The 15,501-nt window shown below is 40.4% G+C and carries 17 protein-coding genes; 7 read left to right on the forward strand and 10 right to left on the reverse strand.

Annotated elements, in window-relative coordinates:
- Positions 1-55 precede the first annotated feature (55 nt).
- Positions 56-475, reverse strand: a complete 420-nt coding sequence (locus E5N72_RS03375; protein WP_135923223.1) for a hypothetical protein — start codon at positions 473-475, stop codon at positions 56-58.
- Between the two features lie 70 nt (positions 476-545).
- Positions 546-920 carry an RNA-binding S4 domain-containing protein gene (locus E5N72_RS03380; protein WP_135926215.1) on the reverse strand — a complete coding sequence of 125 codons (375 nt, stop codon included), beginning with the start codon at positions 918-920 and terminating at the stop codon, positions 546-548.
- Positions 921-1,158: 238 nt separating this feature from the next.
- Here E5N72_RS03380 and E5N72_RS03385 point away from each other — a divergent pair, with 238 nt between their 5' ends.
- Positions 1,159-1,446 (forward strand): hypothetical protein, encoded by a 288-nt coding sequence (locus E5N72_RS03385; RefSeq protein WP_135923224.1) that lies wholly within the window; start codon positions 1,159-1,161, stop codon positions 1,444-1,446.
- Between the two features lie 57 nt (positions 1,447-1,503).
- Complete coding sequence (locus E5N72_RS03390; protein WP_135923225.1) at positions 1,504-2,166, forward strand: hypothetical protein; 663 nt, start codon at positions 1,504-1,506, stop codon at positions 2,164-2,166.
- Here the strand turns inward: E5N72_RS03390 and E5N72_RS03395 are convergent.
- The 5 genes from E5N72_RS03395 to glnA all read right to left on the reverse strand — a co-directional run bounded on the left by E5N72_RS03395 (position 2,163) and on the right by glnA (position 7,264).
- Positions 2,163-2,621, reverse strand: a complete 459-nt coding sequence (locus tag E5N72_RS03395; RefSeq protein WP_135923226.1) for a cyclic nucleotide-binding domain-containing protein — start codon at positions 2,619-2,621, stop codon at positions 2,163-2,165. The genes E5N72_RS03390 and E5N72_RS03395 overlap by 4 nt on opposite strands.
- A gap of 25 nt (positions 2,622-2,646) precedes the next feature.
- Positions 2,647-4,032, reverse strand: a complete 1,386-nt coding sequence (ntrC, locus tag E5N72_RS03400) for a nitrogen regulation protein NR(I) (protein WP_135923227.1) — start codon at positions 4,030-4,032, stop codon at positions 2,647-2,649.
- 18 nt (positions 4,033-4,050) lie between these two features.
- On the reverse strand, positions 4,051-5,121 hold the full coding sequence (gene glnL / locus E5N72_RS03405) for a nitrogen regulation protein NR(II) (RefSeq protein ID WP_135923228.1): 1,071 nt from the start codon (positions 5,119-5,121) through the stop codon (positions 4,051-4,053).
- Positions 5,122-5,207: 86 nt separating this feature from the next.
- Positions 5,208-5,723 carry a DUF4124 domain-containing protein gene (locus E5N72_RS03410; RefSeq protein ID WP_135923229.1) on the reverse strand — a complete coding sequence of 172 codons (516 nt, stop codon included), beginning with the start codon at positions 5,721-5,723 and terminating at the stop codon, positions 5,208-5,210.
- Positions 5,724-5,857: 134 nt separating this feature from the next.
- A complete protein-coding gene (gene glnA / locus E5N72_RS03415; protein ID WP_135923230.1) occupies positions 5,858-7,264 on the reverse strand; it encodes a glutamate--ammonia ligase in 1,407 nt (468 codons plus the stop codon).
- Between the two features lie 507 nt (positions 7,265-7,771).
- On the opposite strand from glnA, the gene typA reads away from it, so the two are divergent.
- Both typA and E5N72_RS03425 read left to right on the forward strand, forming a co-directional pair.
- Positions 7,772-9,595, forward strand: coding sequence for a translational GTPase TypA (gene typA, locus E5N72_RS03420; RefSeq protein ID WP_135923231.1), 1,824 nt, complete (start codon positions 7,772-7,774; stop codon positions 9,593-9,595).
- Positions 9,596-9,787: 192 nt separating this feature from the next.
- A complete protein-coding gene (locus E5N72_RS03425; RefSeq protein ID WP_135923232.1) occupies positions 9,788-10,207 on the forward strand; it encodes a BLUF domain-containing protein in 420 nt (139 codons plus the stop codon).
- Between the two features lie 52 nt (positions 10,208-10,259).
- On the opposite strand, the gene E5N72_RS03430 is transcribed toward E5N72_RS03425, so the two are convergent.
- Positions 10,260-11,351, reverse strand: coding sequence for an MBL fold metallo-hydrolase (locus E5N72_RS03430; protein ID WP_135923233.1), 1,092 nt, complete (start codon positions 11,349-11,351; stop codon positions 10,260-10,262).
- A 132-nt stretch (positions 11,352-11,483) separates the two neighbouring features.
- Positions 11,484-12,140: a DUF2959 domain-containing protein gene (locus tag E5N72_RS03435; protein WP_135923234.1), complete on the reverse strand. Its 657-nt coding sequence runs from the start codon at positions 12,138-12,140 to the stop codon at positions 11,484-11,486.
- A gap of 86 nt (positions 12,141-12,226) precedes the next feature.
- Here E5N72_RS03435 and E5N72_RS03440 point away from each other — a divergent pair, with 86 nt between their 5' ends.
- Genes E5N72_RS03440 through dtd form a run of 3 tightly spaced genes read left to right on the forward strand, consistent with a single transcriptional unit; the run spans position 12,227 to position 14,504 of the window.
- Entirely contained in the window at positions 12,227-13,099 is an 873-nt protein-coding gene (locus tag E5N72_RS03440) for a virulence factor BrkB family protein (protein WP_135923235.1), read from the forward strand.
- A gap of 26 nt (positions 13,100-13,125) precedes the next feature.
- The gene (locus E5N72_RS03445) at positions 13,126-14,079 is read left to right on the forward strand and encodes an alpha/beta fold hydrolase (RefSeq protein WP_168246705.1); all 954 of its coding nucleotides are present in this window, start codon (positions 13,126-13,128) and stop codon (positions 14,077-14,079) included.
- Positions 14,067-14,504: a D-aminoacyl-tRNA deacylase gene (gene dtd / locus E5N72_RS03450; RefSeq protein ID WP_135923237.1), complete on the forward strand. Its 438-nt coding sequence runs from the start codon at positions 14,067-14,069 to the stop codon at positions 14,502-14,504. Before E5N72_RS03445 ends, dtd begins: the two co-directional genes overlap by 13 nt.
- Before the next feature lie 169 nt (positions 14,505-14,673).
- Here dtd and E5N72_RS03455 read toward each other — a convergent pair whose 3' ends face one another.
- Positions 14,674-15,363, reverse strand: a complete 690-nt coding sequence (locus E5N72_RS03455; RefSeq protein ID WP_135923238.1) for an SAM-dependent methyltransferase — start codon at positions 15,361-15,363, stop codon at positions 14,674-14,676.
- Positions 15,364-15,501: the final 138 nt, after the last annotated feature.

The following is a 15,501-nucleotide window of genomic DNA, read 5'->3' on the forward strand; positions in this document are numbered from 1 at the left end:
TGTAAAGGGCAGATTAAAGTGTAGATATTTAAAATAGTTCTCATGAATAAGTGTGTTAATTAAGCCAGCTTTCTTGCTTACCTTTATTACTAATCAAAAGTAAGACTAAGCCAATCACAATAACGCAAAATGGCATTGCCAGTGCACTACTGCCAAACATAGCAAGGCTATCGATCACTACAAAGTTATAATATTGCTGTACTAACACAGCGATAAATGACACTAAAAAAAACTCTCTGGCTAGGGCTTTTCGAACAATTAGCATAATACTGCCAAGGCATGCTGAAAACACCGCTACAGCAAAGGCTGCAGTAGACCAAAGGGGGATGTTGCGGTATGCGTCTTGTTGATTCTCGGGTAGTAAAGCAATCATTTCAGGAGTCATTAACTGTTGCATGATAAACGCAAAAACACCTAACAGATTCCAAACAAGTGCAGCCCAAGCAAGTGGTTTAAGCCAAGCAGGAGGGGTCATAAATCACCTTTTATTGTTGTTATTATCACATTCAATTAAAGGTGATTTATGCTAACTAAGCAAGATTTAGTTAACCAAACGAGATAGGGCGGCGACCGGTTTTTTCGTCTACTTTTGGTTTTTTAGTGCGTTTACGTTTTGATTTTTTTGGCGCTTCTTCAGAGCTTTGTGGTTTTGCTTTTTGTACTGATTCTGGTGGACGAGGATTTGGTGTTGCATCTTCGCTTAATGTAAGCTGGAACAACTCACCATCAAAAGCAAGCACGTCACCACTGTATAATTTTTTCCGCTTTATTGTACAAATTTCATAGTTAACCCCAACATAACCTTCACCAATTAAGGCTTTTGCTTGGCCACCTGTTTCGACTAGGTCGAGCACTTTTAGCAAGTTACATAGCTCTATTGGCTCTTCTTCTAGTTCAATTTCGATGAAATCTTCGTTCATGTTGGTCTCTCTTAATTCAATCGCAGCCATTATAAAGCCTAGCACTGAATTGAACCAAGATTAAATTTTCAAGCTCTTCAAGCGGTTAAAATTTACAGCAATAAATAATCTGAGATTTTTACAAACAGTAAAAAAACTGCAGTATTTGCTGGCTACACTGCGCGCGTATGAAATTGGTGTACAAATTGCTAATTGCTTATCCGTTTAATATTTTTAGATTCGTTCTGGAGTAGTAGTAATGGGCGTAAGATCAGCGCTAAGAAAAGAGTTAATGGGATTACAAGATTCATCATTGCTAGCGGCAGATGATGTGCGAGCTTTGCTAACTCAAGCTATAAAGTCGCAGCCTGAAAAGTCAGAACAGGGATTTGCATTAATTTCTCGCTTTAATGATAACCATAGCCAATTGACTTCAGGTGAAGCAAATAAAGAAAGACTGCTTCAGCATCAAACTCACCGCTTATTTAAAGATATTCTCTACACTAGGCAAAGTGTTAATAATTGGCTGAAAAAGCACCTGAATTAATTGATTTATTGTTTTTCTCGTTTTAGACTACATTTGTAATCTAAAGCGAGAAAAACAATGAAAAGGATAATTTCAGCAGCCATATTTTTAATTTTGGCAGGTTGTCAGCAACCAACAGTCTACGTATACACAGAAAATCTTGATCAACAACAGTTGCACACATTAGAGCATGCTTTAAATGAGCAAAGCTTACCCTACGAATACACAAAGCTCCCTATTCCAAGAGACTTTGCTGATGCAACCTTAATGTTATCGAGCGATAAAATTCTCACTCATGAAACCGAGCAACTTGCAGAAATTATGCAGGGGCTGGGTTATCAAGCTGAAATTAAGTACACCACAGAGGCTAATCACTTTTACAATCAAGGCAATATAGGCTTTTACTTACGAGCAAAAAATGGCTCAACTAGTTTCACTATGCCGGCTCGAGTAATAACAACGGGTTGCGTTGAGGATGAGTTTAACGGCCTTGCGGTCAAATTTAGTGATAAACAGGCCGAGTTTAACCTAGCGAGTGGTAGACGAGTCTCATTAGACTGGGATTACTTATACGGCTATTTAGTCATTTATTATAAAAACTATTCGCAAAGTTACAGCCATTTAACGCCAGAAGTGAGTACCCCATTTGGTATGAAACCATCAGATACCTACCGTTACACAGCACGTGTAAATAAACCAGGGTGGCTTAATTGTTCATTGCAAGTTGTGTATATGGATTAGCTACGTGATTCGAGATAATTACTCAATTTCACAATTCGCTCACTCATGCCTTCGATTATGCGATCTTTAATTTTCTCGCGGATCACATTGGGCAAGCGGGTGAGTGCTTCGGGGGCGATAGCTAATAAAATAGTATCCACTCTAGCACGGGCGCTTGTGCTATGTTCCCGATTGTTAATAAATGCACCTTCACCGATAAACTCACCTGGGTCAATAATCCCAAGCTCATGTAAATGACTTTGCTTGAACACCATCAGTGAACCACTTAGAACAATATACAAACGCTTGTCATTGTCGTACTGCTTGAAAACAGCACGGCCTTGTTTAACCAAATATAAATGACTGAATGACTCTAATAACACTTGTCGTTCACTAAGAGTAAACTCTCTAAAGAACGACAATCTGTTAATTATTTCCATTTGTTTAATGAGTGGTATGTGTTCGATTAACTTCATTGATTCACATTGTTATGGCGATAAATTAGCTAATATTGCGCTCTTTTAACTTACGGGTCAATGTATTGCGGCCCCAACCAATTTTCACCGCGGCGTCTTGCTTGTGCCCCGCACAATTGGCTAATGCTGTTTTAATCAAGCGAGTTTCTAGCTGTGCCTGTATAGCCGGCCAGATATTTTCTTTACCTTGTTTAAGCTCAAGGTTGAGCCATTGCTGAAATGCATCCAGCCAATCACCTTCCTGTTCCACTGGAGCTGCGGCAACTATTTCGGGCGGTAAATCTTGTTCGCTGATAAGCTCACCCGGAGCCATTACTGTTAACCAGCGACAGGTGTTTTCTAGTTGGCGCACGTTACCTGGCCAATTGAATAAGCGTAGTTGCTCTGTGGCTTTAGGGCTTAGTATTTTGCTTTCAACTTGAAGCTCTTTGGCACTTTTATGTAAAAAGTGCTGTGCAAGACGTTCAATGTCTTCGGTACGTTCGCGTAGCGCTGGTAAGCGTAAACGCACAACGTTAAGACGATGAAACAAGTCATCACGAAACTTGCCTTGTTTAACTAAATCTTCGAGATTTTGGTGTGTTGCAGCGATAATACGCACATCTACTTTAATGCTTTGATGGCCACCAACTCGGTAAAATTCACCATCGGCTAATACACGTAACAAACGCGTTTGTACATCAAGTGGCATGTCACCAATTTCATCTAAAAATAAGGTACCACCATTGGCTTGTTCAAAACGACCTTTACGAATACTGTCGGCCCCTGTAAACGCGCCTTTTTCATGGCCAAACAATTCTGATTCTACTAACTCTTTTGGAATGGCAGCCATATTTAAAGCGATAAATTGGTTTTCTTTACGCGGACTATGATTGTGTAGGGCGCTGGCAACAAGCTCTTTACCTGTTCCTGATTCACCATTAATTAGCACGCTCATACTTGATGCTGATAATTTACCAATCGCGCGAAACACCTCTTGCATCGCAGGCGCTTCGCCTATGATATGGGCATTCGTTTGTGGTGCTTGCTTACGCTTGGTTTTTTTTGTTGAATTAGCACGACAGGCGCTCTCTACCAGCGCAACTGCTTCATCTAGATCAAATGGTTTTGCAAGGTATTCAAATGCGCCTTTTTGGAATGCATTTACCGCTGAGTCTAAGTCTGAGTGTGCAGTCATAATGATGACTGGCAACCCAGGGTTTTGTTCGGCAATTGTTTCAAGTAATGCCATACCATCCATACCAGGCATTCTTACATCTGAGACTAGAACGGTAGGCTGACTAAACTTGAGTGCGTTAAGCACATCTTGTGCATTTGCATAACTTTCTGTTTCAAATCCTGCTCGCGCCAGCGCTTTTTCTAATACAAAGCGTATTGAGGCATCATCATCAACTAACCAAACTGTTTTCATGACTACTCCAAAAAACCATTAATCCGTAAAAGGCAAATAGATATTAAATTCTGTATGGCCTGGCCAACTATCGCAGTCAATGTGTCCACCGTGTTGATCAACCAAAGTCTGTGCAATGGATAACCCTAGTCCTGAACCATTTTCTTTGTTAGTGATCATTGGATAAAACAAGGTTTCTCTTAAACTCTTATCTATTCCTGGACCATTATCTGAAATCTGGATCAGCAAGGTTTTCTTCGGTGCTTTACCAGGACGTCTATGTTGATGGTTAATACGGGTTTTTATTCTAATTTCGCCACCATCAACCAGAGCCTGCTGTGCATTGCGAATAATGTTAAGTACCACTTGTTGAATTTTACTTTGGTCAATGTACACACTCGGTATACTTGGATCATAGTCTTTCACTAAAGTGATATTAGCGCTGTTATCTAACATGCTAAGCTTAATCACGGACTCAAGAGCTTGGTGAATATTGCCATATGATTTATGTGGCAATTGGTTTGGACCAAGTAAACGGTCTACTAGCTCTCGTAATCGGTCAGCTTGCTCAATGATAAGCTCTGCACATTGGTCACGCTCTTGCTGATCAACCTCGTACTGCAATAATTGCGCCGCTCCGCGTATTCCACCCAAAGGATTTTTAATTTCGTGTGCTAAACCACGAATTAAATTGCGTGCGGCTTGATATTGGTGCATTTGATTTGATGCTTGATCGTGGCGAATTTCATCATCCATTTGTCGGCACTCAAACAAAATATAATTTTCATTATTGCTGTTTATTCGGCGGGTGCTAATGGTTAGCTTAGCATGGCGAGAATCGACGAACACCACGTCAGCTCTATGCTGGTGGCAGTCAACGCCATCAAACAACGAGTACTGAGCAATACGTTTTAGGTCAATGGAGTGGTAGTTAAATAAGTTATCGAATGGCTGATTAATTATACGCTTTGGACCTAAGCCTAATAGCTCACTAGCACTATCATTTGCATAAACCAATTTAAAATCATTATCGAGCAAAATAACGGCTGTACTTAAATTTTTCCAAATACTTTCGAGTAGTTCAGAATTAAAATGTGTATCACTGAGCATGTTTGCACCATTTTAGTGCGTTGCAATTAACAGCAGCTTAGCACAATCCATTTACTTTGCATGATACCGACTCGAAAAAATTAGTTTCAATTAAGTATCGATGCTCTGTGCATGTAGAAAGTGCTAACAGGGCTAACCGAAACGACTTTATTATTCGCATCTATAAGTTTTGCTTGTAATGTGTGTTCGCCTCGGTCGACATTTCGCAATGCAAAGGTCGTGCTATTACTCGATTTTCCGTGAGGTGTGCCATCGACTATCAGCTGTACTTTGAAGCCTGTTGCAAAACGCGGACTCACTCGTGCTGTCACGTATACTGAGCCTGTATTCTCTCGAACGGTTGCCTCATTTTCTGGTGAGGAAATCGTTATTTTAAAGTTTACAGGTGTCGCACTAGCCGGGTTATCAAGTATGCTGGTGTCGGTTTTAGGCATGGTAAGGTTTTGAGTATTGAGCTTTACTTCTTTAGCCCCAGGGCGAGGTGAGTCTGAGAACACCAAAACACCATTCTCATCTTTCCACGAGTAAATTTTTTTTACTTCACTTTGTGCGTAATTGCATACTGTAAAAAGGAGTAATACTAATAAAATCGTGTTTTTCACTCTGTGACCCTAGGTTATCTAATCTAACTAAAACTTTAGAGTAGAATTGGCCAAATTACCATCAAAAAAGCCCGCAAAGCGGGCTTGAGAACACACATTTATTATCAATCTGATAATTCTGATACGGCGTTAAATTAAACGCTGTAGTACATTTCGAACTCAACTGGGTGAGTTGTCATGTTAAGCTTTTCAACTTCTTTGCCCTTAAGTGCAATGTAAGCATCGATAAGGTCATCAGTGAATACGCCGCCAGCTTTTAAGAACTCACGGTCAGCATCTAATGAATCTAATGCTTCTTGCAGTGAAGATGCAACTTGTGGGATCTCTGCAGCTTCTTCAGCTGGAAGATCGTATAAGTCTTTATCCATTGCATCACCAGGGTGGATCTTGTTTTTGATACCGTCAAGGCCAGCCATAAGCATTGCAGAGAACGCTAAGTATGGGTTAGCTGTTGGATCAGGGAAACGTACTTCGATACGACGTGCTTTAGCAGACGGTACCACTGGGATACGGATTGAAGCAGAACGGTTACGTGCAGAGTATGCAAGCATTACTGGTGCTTCGAAGCCCGGAACTAGACGCTTGTATGAGTTAGTTGACGCGTTAGCGAATGCGTTGATTGCTTTAGCGTGCTTGATGATACCACCGATGTAGTAAAGTGCTTCTTCAGATAGACCAGCGTATTTGTCACCAGCGAAGATGTTTACGCCATCTTTACCTAGAGATTGGTGACAGTGCATACCAGAACCGTTATCACCTACGATTGGCTTAGGCATGAATGTCGCTGTTTTTCCGTATAAGTGAGCCATGTTATGGATAACATATTTCATCTCTTGGATTTCGTCAGCTTTTAATACCATTGTATTGAAGCGAGTTGCGATCTCATTTTGACCTGCAGTTGCTACTTCGTGGTGGTGAGCTTCTACTACTTGACCTAGTTCTTCAAGAACTAAACAAGTTGCTGAACGCCAGTCATGTGATGAATCAACAGGTGAACACGGGAAGTAACCGCCTTTAACACCTGGACGGTGACCCATGTTGCCACCTTCGTAATCTTTATCTGAGTTCCAAGCAGCTTCTACAGAATCGATTTTGTACATAGAACCAGACATGTCTGATTTGTATTTAACGTCATCAAAAAGGAAGAATTCTGGCTCTGGACCAAATAATACAGTATCAGCGATACCTGTAGAACGCATATACTCTTCAGCGCGTTTTGCAACTGAACGTGGGTCACGCTCGTAACCTTGAAGTGTTGAAGGCTCAACTACGTCACAACGGATGATTAGTGTAGCTTCTTCAGAAAACGGGTCCATTTTAGCAGACTCAGGAACAGGCATAAGCACCATATCTGATTCGTTGATGCCTTTCCAACCTGCAATTGAAGAACCGTCAAACATTTTGCCGTCTTCGAAGAAATCTTCATCAATTTGGTGATGAGGAATAGAAACATGCTGTTCTTTACCTTTGGTATCAGTAAAGCGTAAATCAATGAACTTAACGTCATTTTCTTTGATAAAATCTAAAACCGATTGTGACATGTGTCCTCCAATTGTTGGGTTTTATTTTTGCTGCATTATTGCTTTTGCTCTATGTAAGCTGGTTTCATGCCATTTTTTTAAGGTGTTGTTAAGGCTGATAAAAAAGAAACCGCTTGTTGTTATGTTAACTTTTTATGCACTGTTTTGGTGCGAAAAAAGATCATTTTGGTGCGTAAAAAGAATGACGACGATTTGCACAATTACTGAGCGTGCCAATTTATCGGTTCTAAATACGATTAAGTGCCAAAATATGGTTTAAAAAATGCAATTCTGCCAGTTTTATGCTTATAAAAATTATTATTTTCATAAATTTGTCATTTATAAAACAGATACTTATAAAATGCCTGAAGAAAGTTTTGAAAATTGTATTGGATAAACTTTCATCCATGCCATTATTAAGGGATAATATGCGCCCTTTTAAATCCTATGCTGGGACATCTGGTGAAAATGCCGGTGAGTGCGTAGATCTTGCAGGATCAATGAGATTCAATTTCTCTGAGAAAAAATATGAGCATCGAAAAGTTAAGAAATATAGCGATTATCGCCCACGTTGACCACGGTAAAACAACTTTGGTTGATAAACTGCTTGAGCAATCAGGCACATTAGAAACGCGCGGCGGTAATGAAGAGCGCGTAATGGACTCAAACGACATTGAGAAAGAGCGTGGTATTACCATTTTAGCTAAAAACACAGCTATCTCTTGGAACGACTACCATATCAATATCGTAGACACCCCAGGACACGCCGACTTCGGTGGTGAAGTAGAGCGCGTACTTTCGATGGCTGACTCAGTATTACTACTTGTTGATGCTCAAGAAGGTCCAATGCCACAAACGCGTTTCGTAACGCAAAAAGCATTCGCACAAGGTTTAACACCGATCGTTGTTATCAACAAAATCGACAAGCCAGGTGCACGTCCTGACTGGGTTATGGACCAAGTATTCGACTTATTCGATAACTTAGGTGCAACTGACGAACAGTTAGACTTTAAAGTAATCTATGCATCAGCTATCAATGGCTGGGCTACATTAGATTTAGACGAGCCATCAGATAACATGGAACCAATGTTCCAGATGATCGTTGATGAAGTATCTCCACCGGATGCAGATCCTGAAGGTGCTTTCCAAATGCAAATTTCTCAGCTTGACTACAACTCATACATCGGTGTTATCGGTGTTGGTCGTATCAAGCGTGGTACTGTTCGTCCTAACCAACAGGTTACTGTTGTAAGTGCTGACGGTACTAAGCGTAACGGTAAAGTTGGCCAAGTAATGAGCTACTTAGGTCTTGAGCGTCATGAAGCAGAATCTGCAGGCGCTGGTGACATCATTGCTATCACGGGTCTTGGTGAGCTGAAAATCTCAGACACTATCTGTGATGTAAATACCGTTGAAGCATTACCACCGCTTAGCGTTGATGAGCCTACAGTAACAATGACGTTCTCTGTAAACACTTCACCATTCGCTGGTAAAGAAGGTAAATTCGTAACGTCACGTAACATCCTAGAGCGTTTACAAGCAGAGCTTGTACACAACGTAGCACTACGTGTTGAAGAAACTGACAACCCAGATAGCTTCCGTGTTTCTGGTCGTGGTGAGTTACACTTAGGTATCTTAATCGAGAACATGCGTCGTGAAGGCTATGAGCTTGCGGTGTCTCGTCCACAAGTAATCCTTCGTGAAGTTGATGGTCAAAAAGAAGAGCCATACGAAACACTTACAATTGACTGTCAAGAAGAGCACCAAGGTTCTATCATGGAACAAATTGGTCTTCGTAAGGGTGAACTAACAGACATGTCTCCAGATGGTAAAGGCCGTGTACGTATGGACTTTATGATCCCAAGCCGTGGCTTAATTGGTTTCCAAACTGAATTCATGACATTAACGTCTGGTTCTGGTCTTCTTTACCACACATTCGATCACTACGGCCCACATAAAGGCGGTACTATCGGCGCGCGTAAGAATGGTGTAATGATTGCTAACGCAACAGGTAAAGCACTTACTAACGCATTATTCAACCTACAAGACCGTGGTAAGTTATTCATCGGTCACGGTGTTGAAGTTTACGAAGGTATGGTTATCGGTATCCACAGCCGCGATAACGACCTAACAGTAAACGCACTTAAAGGTAAGCAACTTACTAACGTTCGTGCATCTGGTACAGATGAAGCACAAACGTTAACACCACCACTTAACTATACGCTTGAACAAGCGATTGAATTCATCGATGATGATGAGTTAGTGGAAGTGACACCTCAGAGCATCCGTATTCGTAAACGTCACTTAACTGAAAGTGAGCGTAAACGTGCGAGCCGTCAAGCTAAAGACTAATAAGGTCTTGTAGTTTCACAAAATTAGAACCGCCGTATTGAAAGATACGGCGGTTTTTTTAGTGGTCAGCCAAGTAGGTTGAGCGCAGCGATACCCAACTTTATTCATGTAAAATTTTAAACTTAACTGCACTTTTTTGCTAAACCCTCCATCTGTACTATCTTTTCTAAATCGACCTTGCAGGAGAGTGAGATGTACTTAGTTAGACTTATTTATACAAGTGAAATTAGCGATGGGTTTGGGCCTGGGGATATTGAAAATATTCTTGAGAAAGCCAAACAAAACAATAGCAAAATGAATGTTACAGGTTTGCTTTGTTTTAATACTACTCACTTTTTACAGTGCTTGGAAGGCTCTAGAAGTGCGGTAAATGCAACTTATCACCGTATTTTGAATGATACGCGGCATAAAAATATTATTATGCTAAGTTATTGTGAGATTTATGAAAGAGAATTTGAGAACTGGTCTATGGGCTACATTCCTTACTCTAGACTCGTTACTCCGATTACCCTCAAATATTCTGGTACGAGTGAGTTTAACCCGCTCGCTATGTCTGCAGGTAGTGCACACAAACTAATGTTGGCACTCAGGGATTTACTGCTTAAAAGTTAGCTTAATACCAATTCGCTCAATTAAGCGAATTGGTATACTAGAGCAAGCAGCATTATAGTGAAACTTGCTCACCTTCATTAAGAATGTACAAAGGGAGCTTGCTAGCCATTCTTGCTTTCATTGTTAGTAATCTTAGTAGTGCCGAATGGCTTGAATGGTCGCCCATTTGCCAGCTTGAGTTACCATAACCCCAAGGGATCATCACTTTACAGCCAAGCTCCTCAGCTGCGTTAATAGCATCTTCAGGTGTAGTATGAACATAGCGATACCACTTACCATCTTCTTCATGGTAATAAGAAGCTATCGGCATAAGGCATACATCAATCTCGCCGTATTTCTGCTTAATATCCTGAAAATGTTGTGAGTAACCGGTATCGCCAGCAAAAAATAAGGTTTTACCATTTTGTTCTAGTAACCAGCCATTCCAGAGATCTTTGTTGTGATCTTCATAAATGAATGGGACTAGAGTTCGGCTACTAAAATGGTGTGCTGGCACCGCATTAATAGTTAAGTCATTAATTTGTGTACTCGCGTACCACGCCATTTCTGAAATATTAAAGCCACCAGTCGGAAAGTTATCTGCAAATCCTAATGGCACTAAATAACGCGGCGAATTGCCAATTTCTTCTATGTCGGCTTTGTTAAAATGATCATAGTGAATATGTGAATATATCACAGCATCTAAGCCATCAAGCTCTGCTTGTGTTGGCCAAAAACCTGGTTTGCGATAAATGCCCCCAGCTAGCTTAAAGGCCAAGTCTACAGGCGAATCAAATTGCTCTTTGACTGGGTCAAATAATAGCTGCTCACCATTGGGTGATTGAATATAAAAGCCTGCATGACCTAACCAGCGAACTGTAAACCCTGAGTTTATTTCAGGTACGCTTTGTTCTGCTTGATATTGGCATTGTGAGTTGCTGTCGTCACATATAAGTAGCTCTGATGGTTCATAGCAATTGTCAGTACAGGTTGTTGGGTATTCTTTATCACCAGGATATAGGTTATGAAAGCGACCTTCGTAGTCACCTTCAGTTTTTAACGGAGTAATAGTGCCTGCACCGGCAATAACATTGACAGTATTAGGGCTGCTACAAGCAGTTAAGAGTGCAGCTGCAATGAGTGCTGAGAGTGTTTTTAAGTGCATACTATGTTTATTTTTTATTCTTTGCCGTGAGTTTAGCAAAATAAAATTTAAGATAAATCATTAAAAAGTAACAAGAGATTACACAAAAAAGCCTACGTTTAAGTAGGCTTTGTAAAAACTCGTTTGCGCTAATTAACCAGCTTTATTCATTTGCTCAATGAACTTATTAGAGTCTTCAATTGATTTGTTCATGTCGTCCATTAACACTTTTATATCGCGTTTTAGGTTTGTGAACTCACCCTTGATAGCTGTAACAGCCTGCGCGTTGAGGTTGTGCTTTAAATACAGAACGTTGTCATGCAGTGATGATAATACCGGCTCCATTTTGCTTTCTGCGCTGCGCATTGAGCGAAGTAGTTGATCAAATTGGCGCTTAGTTGCATTGAGCTTTTTGCTGCTTTCACGTTTTAGTGAGGCGCTTTTGTATTGCTCTAGCTCATCAGCCCATTCTTCAAATAGTGCCTCAGCGACATCTTCAACTTTATTGATATTATTTGTTACGTCATTTGCAGCCGCTAGGCTTGATTCATAATCATCATTTAGTTGCTTATATGCATCCTCAAGTTCACCGCCATTGAAATTGATTAATGTGGTTAATCTATCTAGGGCTGATTGAAATTCTTCTTGGGATTCTTGTTGTGATTCTTTTGTTTCTTCTACGCGGTCGACTAAAATGTCGCGTTTGTGCACTCCTACAGATTCCATAGCAGAGTAATAAGCTGACTGACAGCCTGATAATGCCATGGTTACTGCAAATAGTGGTGCACTTAAAAGTGTCAGTTTTTTCATTGAGAATCCTTTTTAGGTACCTGTCATTTCAAATTATGTGGTGGATTGCTATGATTATCAAAACATTTTAGCAGAAATTAGATTCTATGGATGAGAAGCTCACTCGTTATAAGCTGCAAATAAGCATTTTCTTAAAGCAACAACCTACTTGGTGGATGCAGTATCTCAATCGTTGTATTGACGATCAAATTACTGTTAATGCAGGTTATTTGGCTTATGTAACCTTGTTATCAATCGTGCCATTAGTGGCGGTTGGTGTCGCTATTTTTTCTGCTTTTCCTGGATTTGAAAGCACCTTGGTAACCATAGAAAATTTCTTATTTACTAATCTTGTGCCGACTTCTTCTGATGTTATTAAAGAGCATATCAGCGCCTTTGCCGGTAATGCTAATAAAATGACTGCGGTCGGTGTGGGATTTTTAGCAGCAGTGTCCTTGTTACTCATTCGCAATGTCGATGCCACATTGAACCGAATTTGGCGTATTAAGAAAAAACGCCCCATGATGATTTCGTTTGCCGTTTATTGGATGGTGCTTAGCTTAGGTCCAGTATTACTCGGCGCGAGTATTGGTGTTACCTCATACATTGTGTCTTTAGTATCATTCGCTGATCAAGGTATTCCTGGATTCAGCGGCTTTTTATTGAAACTATTACCTTACATAATTTCCATGATTGGCTTCATTATGCTCTATACTTTAGTGCCTAACACACGAGTTCCATTTAGAGCGGCAATTCCAGGAGCATTGTTTGCAGCTATGTTGTTTGAGCTGACAAAAAAAGGCTTTGCTCTGTATATCAGTCACTTCCCATCTTATGAAGTTATTTATGGGGCGTTGGCGACGATACCTATACTATTTGTTTGGGTCTATCTGTCTTGGATTGTCGTATTACTCGGTGCAGAGTTTACGGTATGTATCAGTCCTGAAGATATTGAGGATACACCTGATATAGACGTTTAATAGCGACTGCACCTAAGGAGAGCGAGGTGCAGTTACATCCACATTATGTTGCCAACCGTGATTACCATTTGAGTGTTGGCGATGGCCATCAAATCCATGTGCAAGAATATGGTGCGTCTACAGGGATTGCTGTGGTGTTATGTCATGGCGGGCCTGGCGCGGGGCTGTGCCCTGAAAATTGCCGCTTTTTTGATTTAGAACGTTATCGAGTGATCATGTTCAGCCAGCGCGGTTGTGGTCATTCAACCCCCCATGATATCAACACAAACACCACATTAGATTTAGTCGCTGATCTCGAGTTTTTACGCCAGCAACTCGGCATTGAAAAATGGCTGGTGTGCGGCGAATCGTGGGGAGCAACTCTTGCACTTGTGTATGCAATAAAACATCGGGAGCACATCGCAGGACTTATTTTACGGGCTAGTTTTTTAGCCTGTAACAGTGACTTTGAATGGCTTTACACAACTAAAGGCGCGGGCGCGCATTTTTACCCAGAATGCTTTAAAGAGTTTGCTCATGATTTTACCGATTGGCATGCCTTACTCGACTTTTATCAGCAACAACTAAATAGTAGCGATCAAATTAAAGCCAGCAAATTCGCTAAACTATGGTGCCATTGGGAGCAGGTGTTATGTCATGGTGAGCCATTAACTAATTGGAGTTTGCAAGAGCCCCATGTAGGCTTAAATCAAGCAAGGTTAATGGTGCATTATTTTCGTAATCTTTGTTTTATTGAAGAGGGTTACATCGCAGAAAATGCGCATGTTTTGACTCATTTACCCATTTGGTTTATTCATGGCCGAGCCGATTTGATCTGTCGATATAGTGCCGTACAGCAGCTTGCTGAACAATTAAATGCACAATTATTGATATTAGATGGTATTGGGCACAGTAGCGATAATCAGGTATATTTGGCAGCAATGCGACGTGCTGCAGATTTAATGTATATCAAGTTATCGAGGGATCAATGCAAGGTTTAATTCAAAGAGTAAAACAGGCAAAAGTAGAAGTGGCGGGCGAAGTCGTCGGTGAAATTTCACAAGGTATTTTGCTGCTATTAGGCGTTGAAAAACAGGATACCGAACAAAGCGCTCAGAAGCTTTTACATAAAGTAAGTAATTACCGAATTTTTACCGATGAACAAGGAAAGATGAATTTAAGCTTGAATGATATCAAGGGTGAACTGTTGGTGGTTTCGCAGTTTACACTAGCCGCAGACACTAAAAAGGGCATGCGTCCGAGCTTTTCAAGTGCTGGTACGCCTGATCAAGCTAATACGCTCTATGAGTATTTTATCGCTGAAGCTAAAAAAGCCGGGTTAACAGTAGCCACAGGGCAATTTGGTGCTGATATGCAAGTAAGCCTATGTAACGATGGTCCCGTTACTTTTAATTTATCTGTGTAATACCAATCCGCAATAATACTTAATCATTTTGAGGGATTAAACCTGTCGCTACCTGCGTTAAAAATTTCTCATTTAGAACAACTAAATAACGAAATTTTTGCCTTGTTATCAACGAGGTTTTATTGCCTCAAAATAGACTACTTAATTAAGCGGATTGGTATAAGTATTTTTATTTTTTGATCATCACGATATGATTCACATAATTAGGGATCTTTTCGATACTTGGTCGCTTGCCGAATTCGGTGATAAGTAAATGCTCAAGTTGCTTTAACTGCGATGGGTGACTGGATAAAAAGTTAATAAATAATACACCACCTTTAGCCATCGCTGTGCGAAGCTTGGCATAAAAAGTATGTTTGTATAAAAACAGTGGGCCATCTACTTCACTGAATAAATCCAATATAATCCAATTGTATTCGTGTCCTTGCTCAAGTATTTGTTGAGCATCGAAACAGCGTAAATTACTTGTGTGATCTCCACCAAAGTAGCGTTTGTAACAATGAATAATATCGGGGTTTTTTTCCACTGAAATAAGCTGGCTATCAGGGTAGGTATGCTGAAGATAGTTACGAATTGCCCCGCCACCTAAGCCTAACTCTAAAATTTTTTTAGGTTCATCAAGTTTCTGCCAGAGCTTCGCAAGATATTGTAAATGAGGGAAAAGAAGCCTGTTAGGCTGACGTTTTTCGATAACAGATTGAAGAGTTTCGTTAATCAATAACCAACGTAGTTGATTGAGTTGCCTAACTTGAATGCTGTAATTGCCTTGCTTGTGCCAGTAAATCAGCTGCCCTAACTGGTGACATTCTTCAATAAAACTATGCTTTATTGCGCCACTGGGTTCAAGAAAATGTTCCATATCTCGGGCCTTTAGCTTTTATGTTTAAAAAGTATGACAATTGTTTCAGCATAGACTAGTCACCATAAAGTGCAATTGTGCATTAGTTTTTACAGCTCAGGATAATAATTTAAGCTGGGTCACCAAAGTATTATTCCA

The organism is Pseudoalteromonas sp. MEBiC 03607, assembly GCF_004792295.1.
Classification (GTDB): Bacteria; Pseudomonadota; Gammaproteobacteria; order Enterobacterales; family Alteromonadaceae; genus Pseudoalteromonas; species Pseudoalteromonas lipolytica_C.

Excerpts from the sequence above, each read along its gene's own strand:
- E5N72_RS03375 (WP_135923223.1), bottom strand. The coding sequence starts at position 475 with ATGACCCCTCCTGCTTGGCTTAAACCACTTGCTTGGGCTGCACTTGTT.
- E5N72_RS03380 (WP_135926215.1), bottom strand. The coding sequence starts at position 920 with ATGAACGAAGATTTCATCGAAATTGAACTAGAAGAAGAGCCAATAGAG.
- E5N72_RS03385 (WP_135923224.1), top strand. The coding sequence starts at position 1,159 with ATGGGCGTAAGATCAGCGCTAAGAAAAGAGTTAATGGGATTACAAGAT.
- E5N72_RS03390 (WP_135923225.1), top strand. The coding sequence starts at position 1,504 with ATGAAAAGGATAATTTCAGCAGCCATATTTTTAATTTTGGCAGGTTGT.
- E5N72_RS03395 (WP_135923226.1), bottom strand. The coding sequence starts at position 2,621 with ATGAAGTTAATCGAACACATACCACTCATTAAACAAATGGAAATAATT.
- ntrC (WP_135923227.1), bottom strand. The coding sequence starts at position 4,032 with ATGAAAACAGTTTGGTTAGTTGATGATGATGCCTCAATACGCTTTGTA.
- glnL (WP_135923228.1), bottom strand. The coding sequence starts at position 5,121 with ATGCTCAGTGATACACATTTTAATTCTGAACTACTCGAAAGTATTTGG.
- glnA (WP_135923230.1), bottom strand. The coding sequence starts at position 7,264 with ATGTCACAATCGGTTTTAGATTTTATCAAAGAAAATGACGTTAAGTTC.
- typA (WP_135923231.1), top strand. The coding sequence starts at position 7,772 with ATGAGCATCGAAAAGTTAAGAAATATAGCGATTATCGCCCACGTTGAC.
- E5N72_RS03425 (WP_135923232.1), top strand. The coding sequence starts at position 9,788 with ATGTACTTAGTTAGACTTATTTATACAAGTGAAATTAGCGATGGGTTT.
- E5N72_RS03430 (WP_135923233.1), bottom strand. The coding sequence starts at position 11,351 with ATGCACTTAAAAACACTCTCAGCACTCATTGCAGCTGCACTCTTAACT.
- E5N72_RS03435 (WP_135923234.1), bottom strand. The coding sequence starts at position 12,140 with ATGAAAAAACTGACACTTTTAAGTGCACCACTATTTGCAGTAACCATG.
- E5N72_RS03440 (WP_135923235.1), top strand. The coding sequence starts at position 12,227 with ATGGATGAGAAGCTCACTCGTTATAAGCTGCAAATAAGCATTTTCTTA.
- dtd (WP_135923237.1), top strand. The coding sequence starts at position 14,067 with ATGCAAGGTTTAATTCAAAGAGTAAAACAGGCAAAAGTAGAAGTGGCG.
- E5N72_RS03455 (WP_135923238.1), bottom strand. The coding sequence starts at position 15,363 with ATGGAACATTTTCTTGAACCCAGTGGCGCAATAAAGCATAGTTTTATT.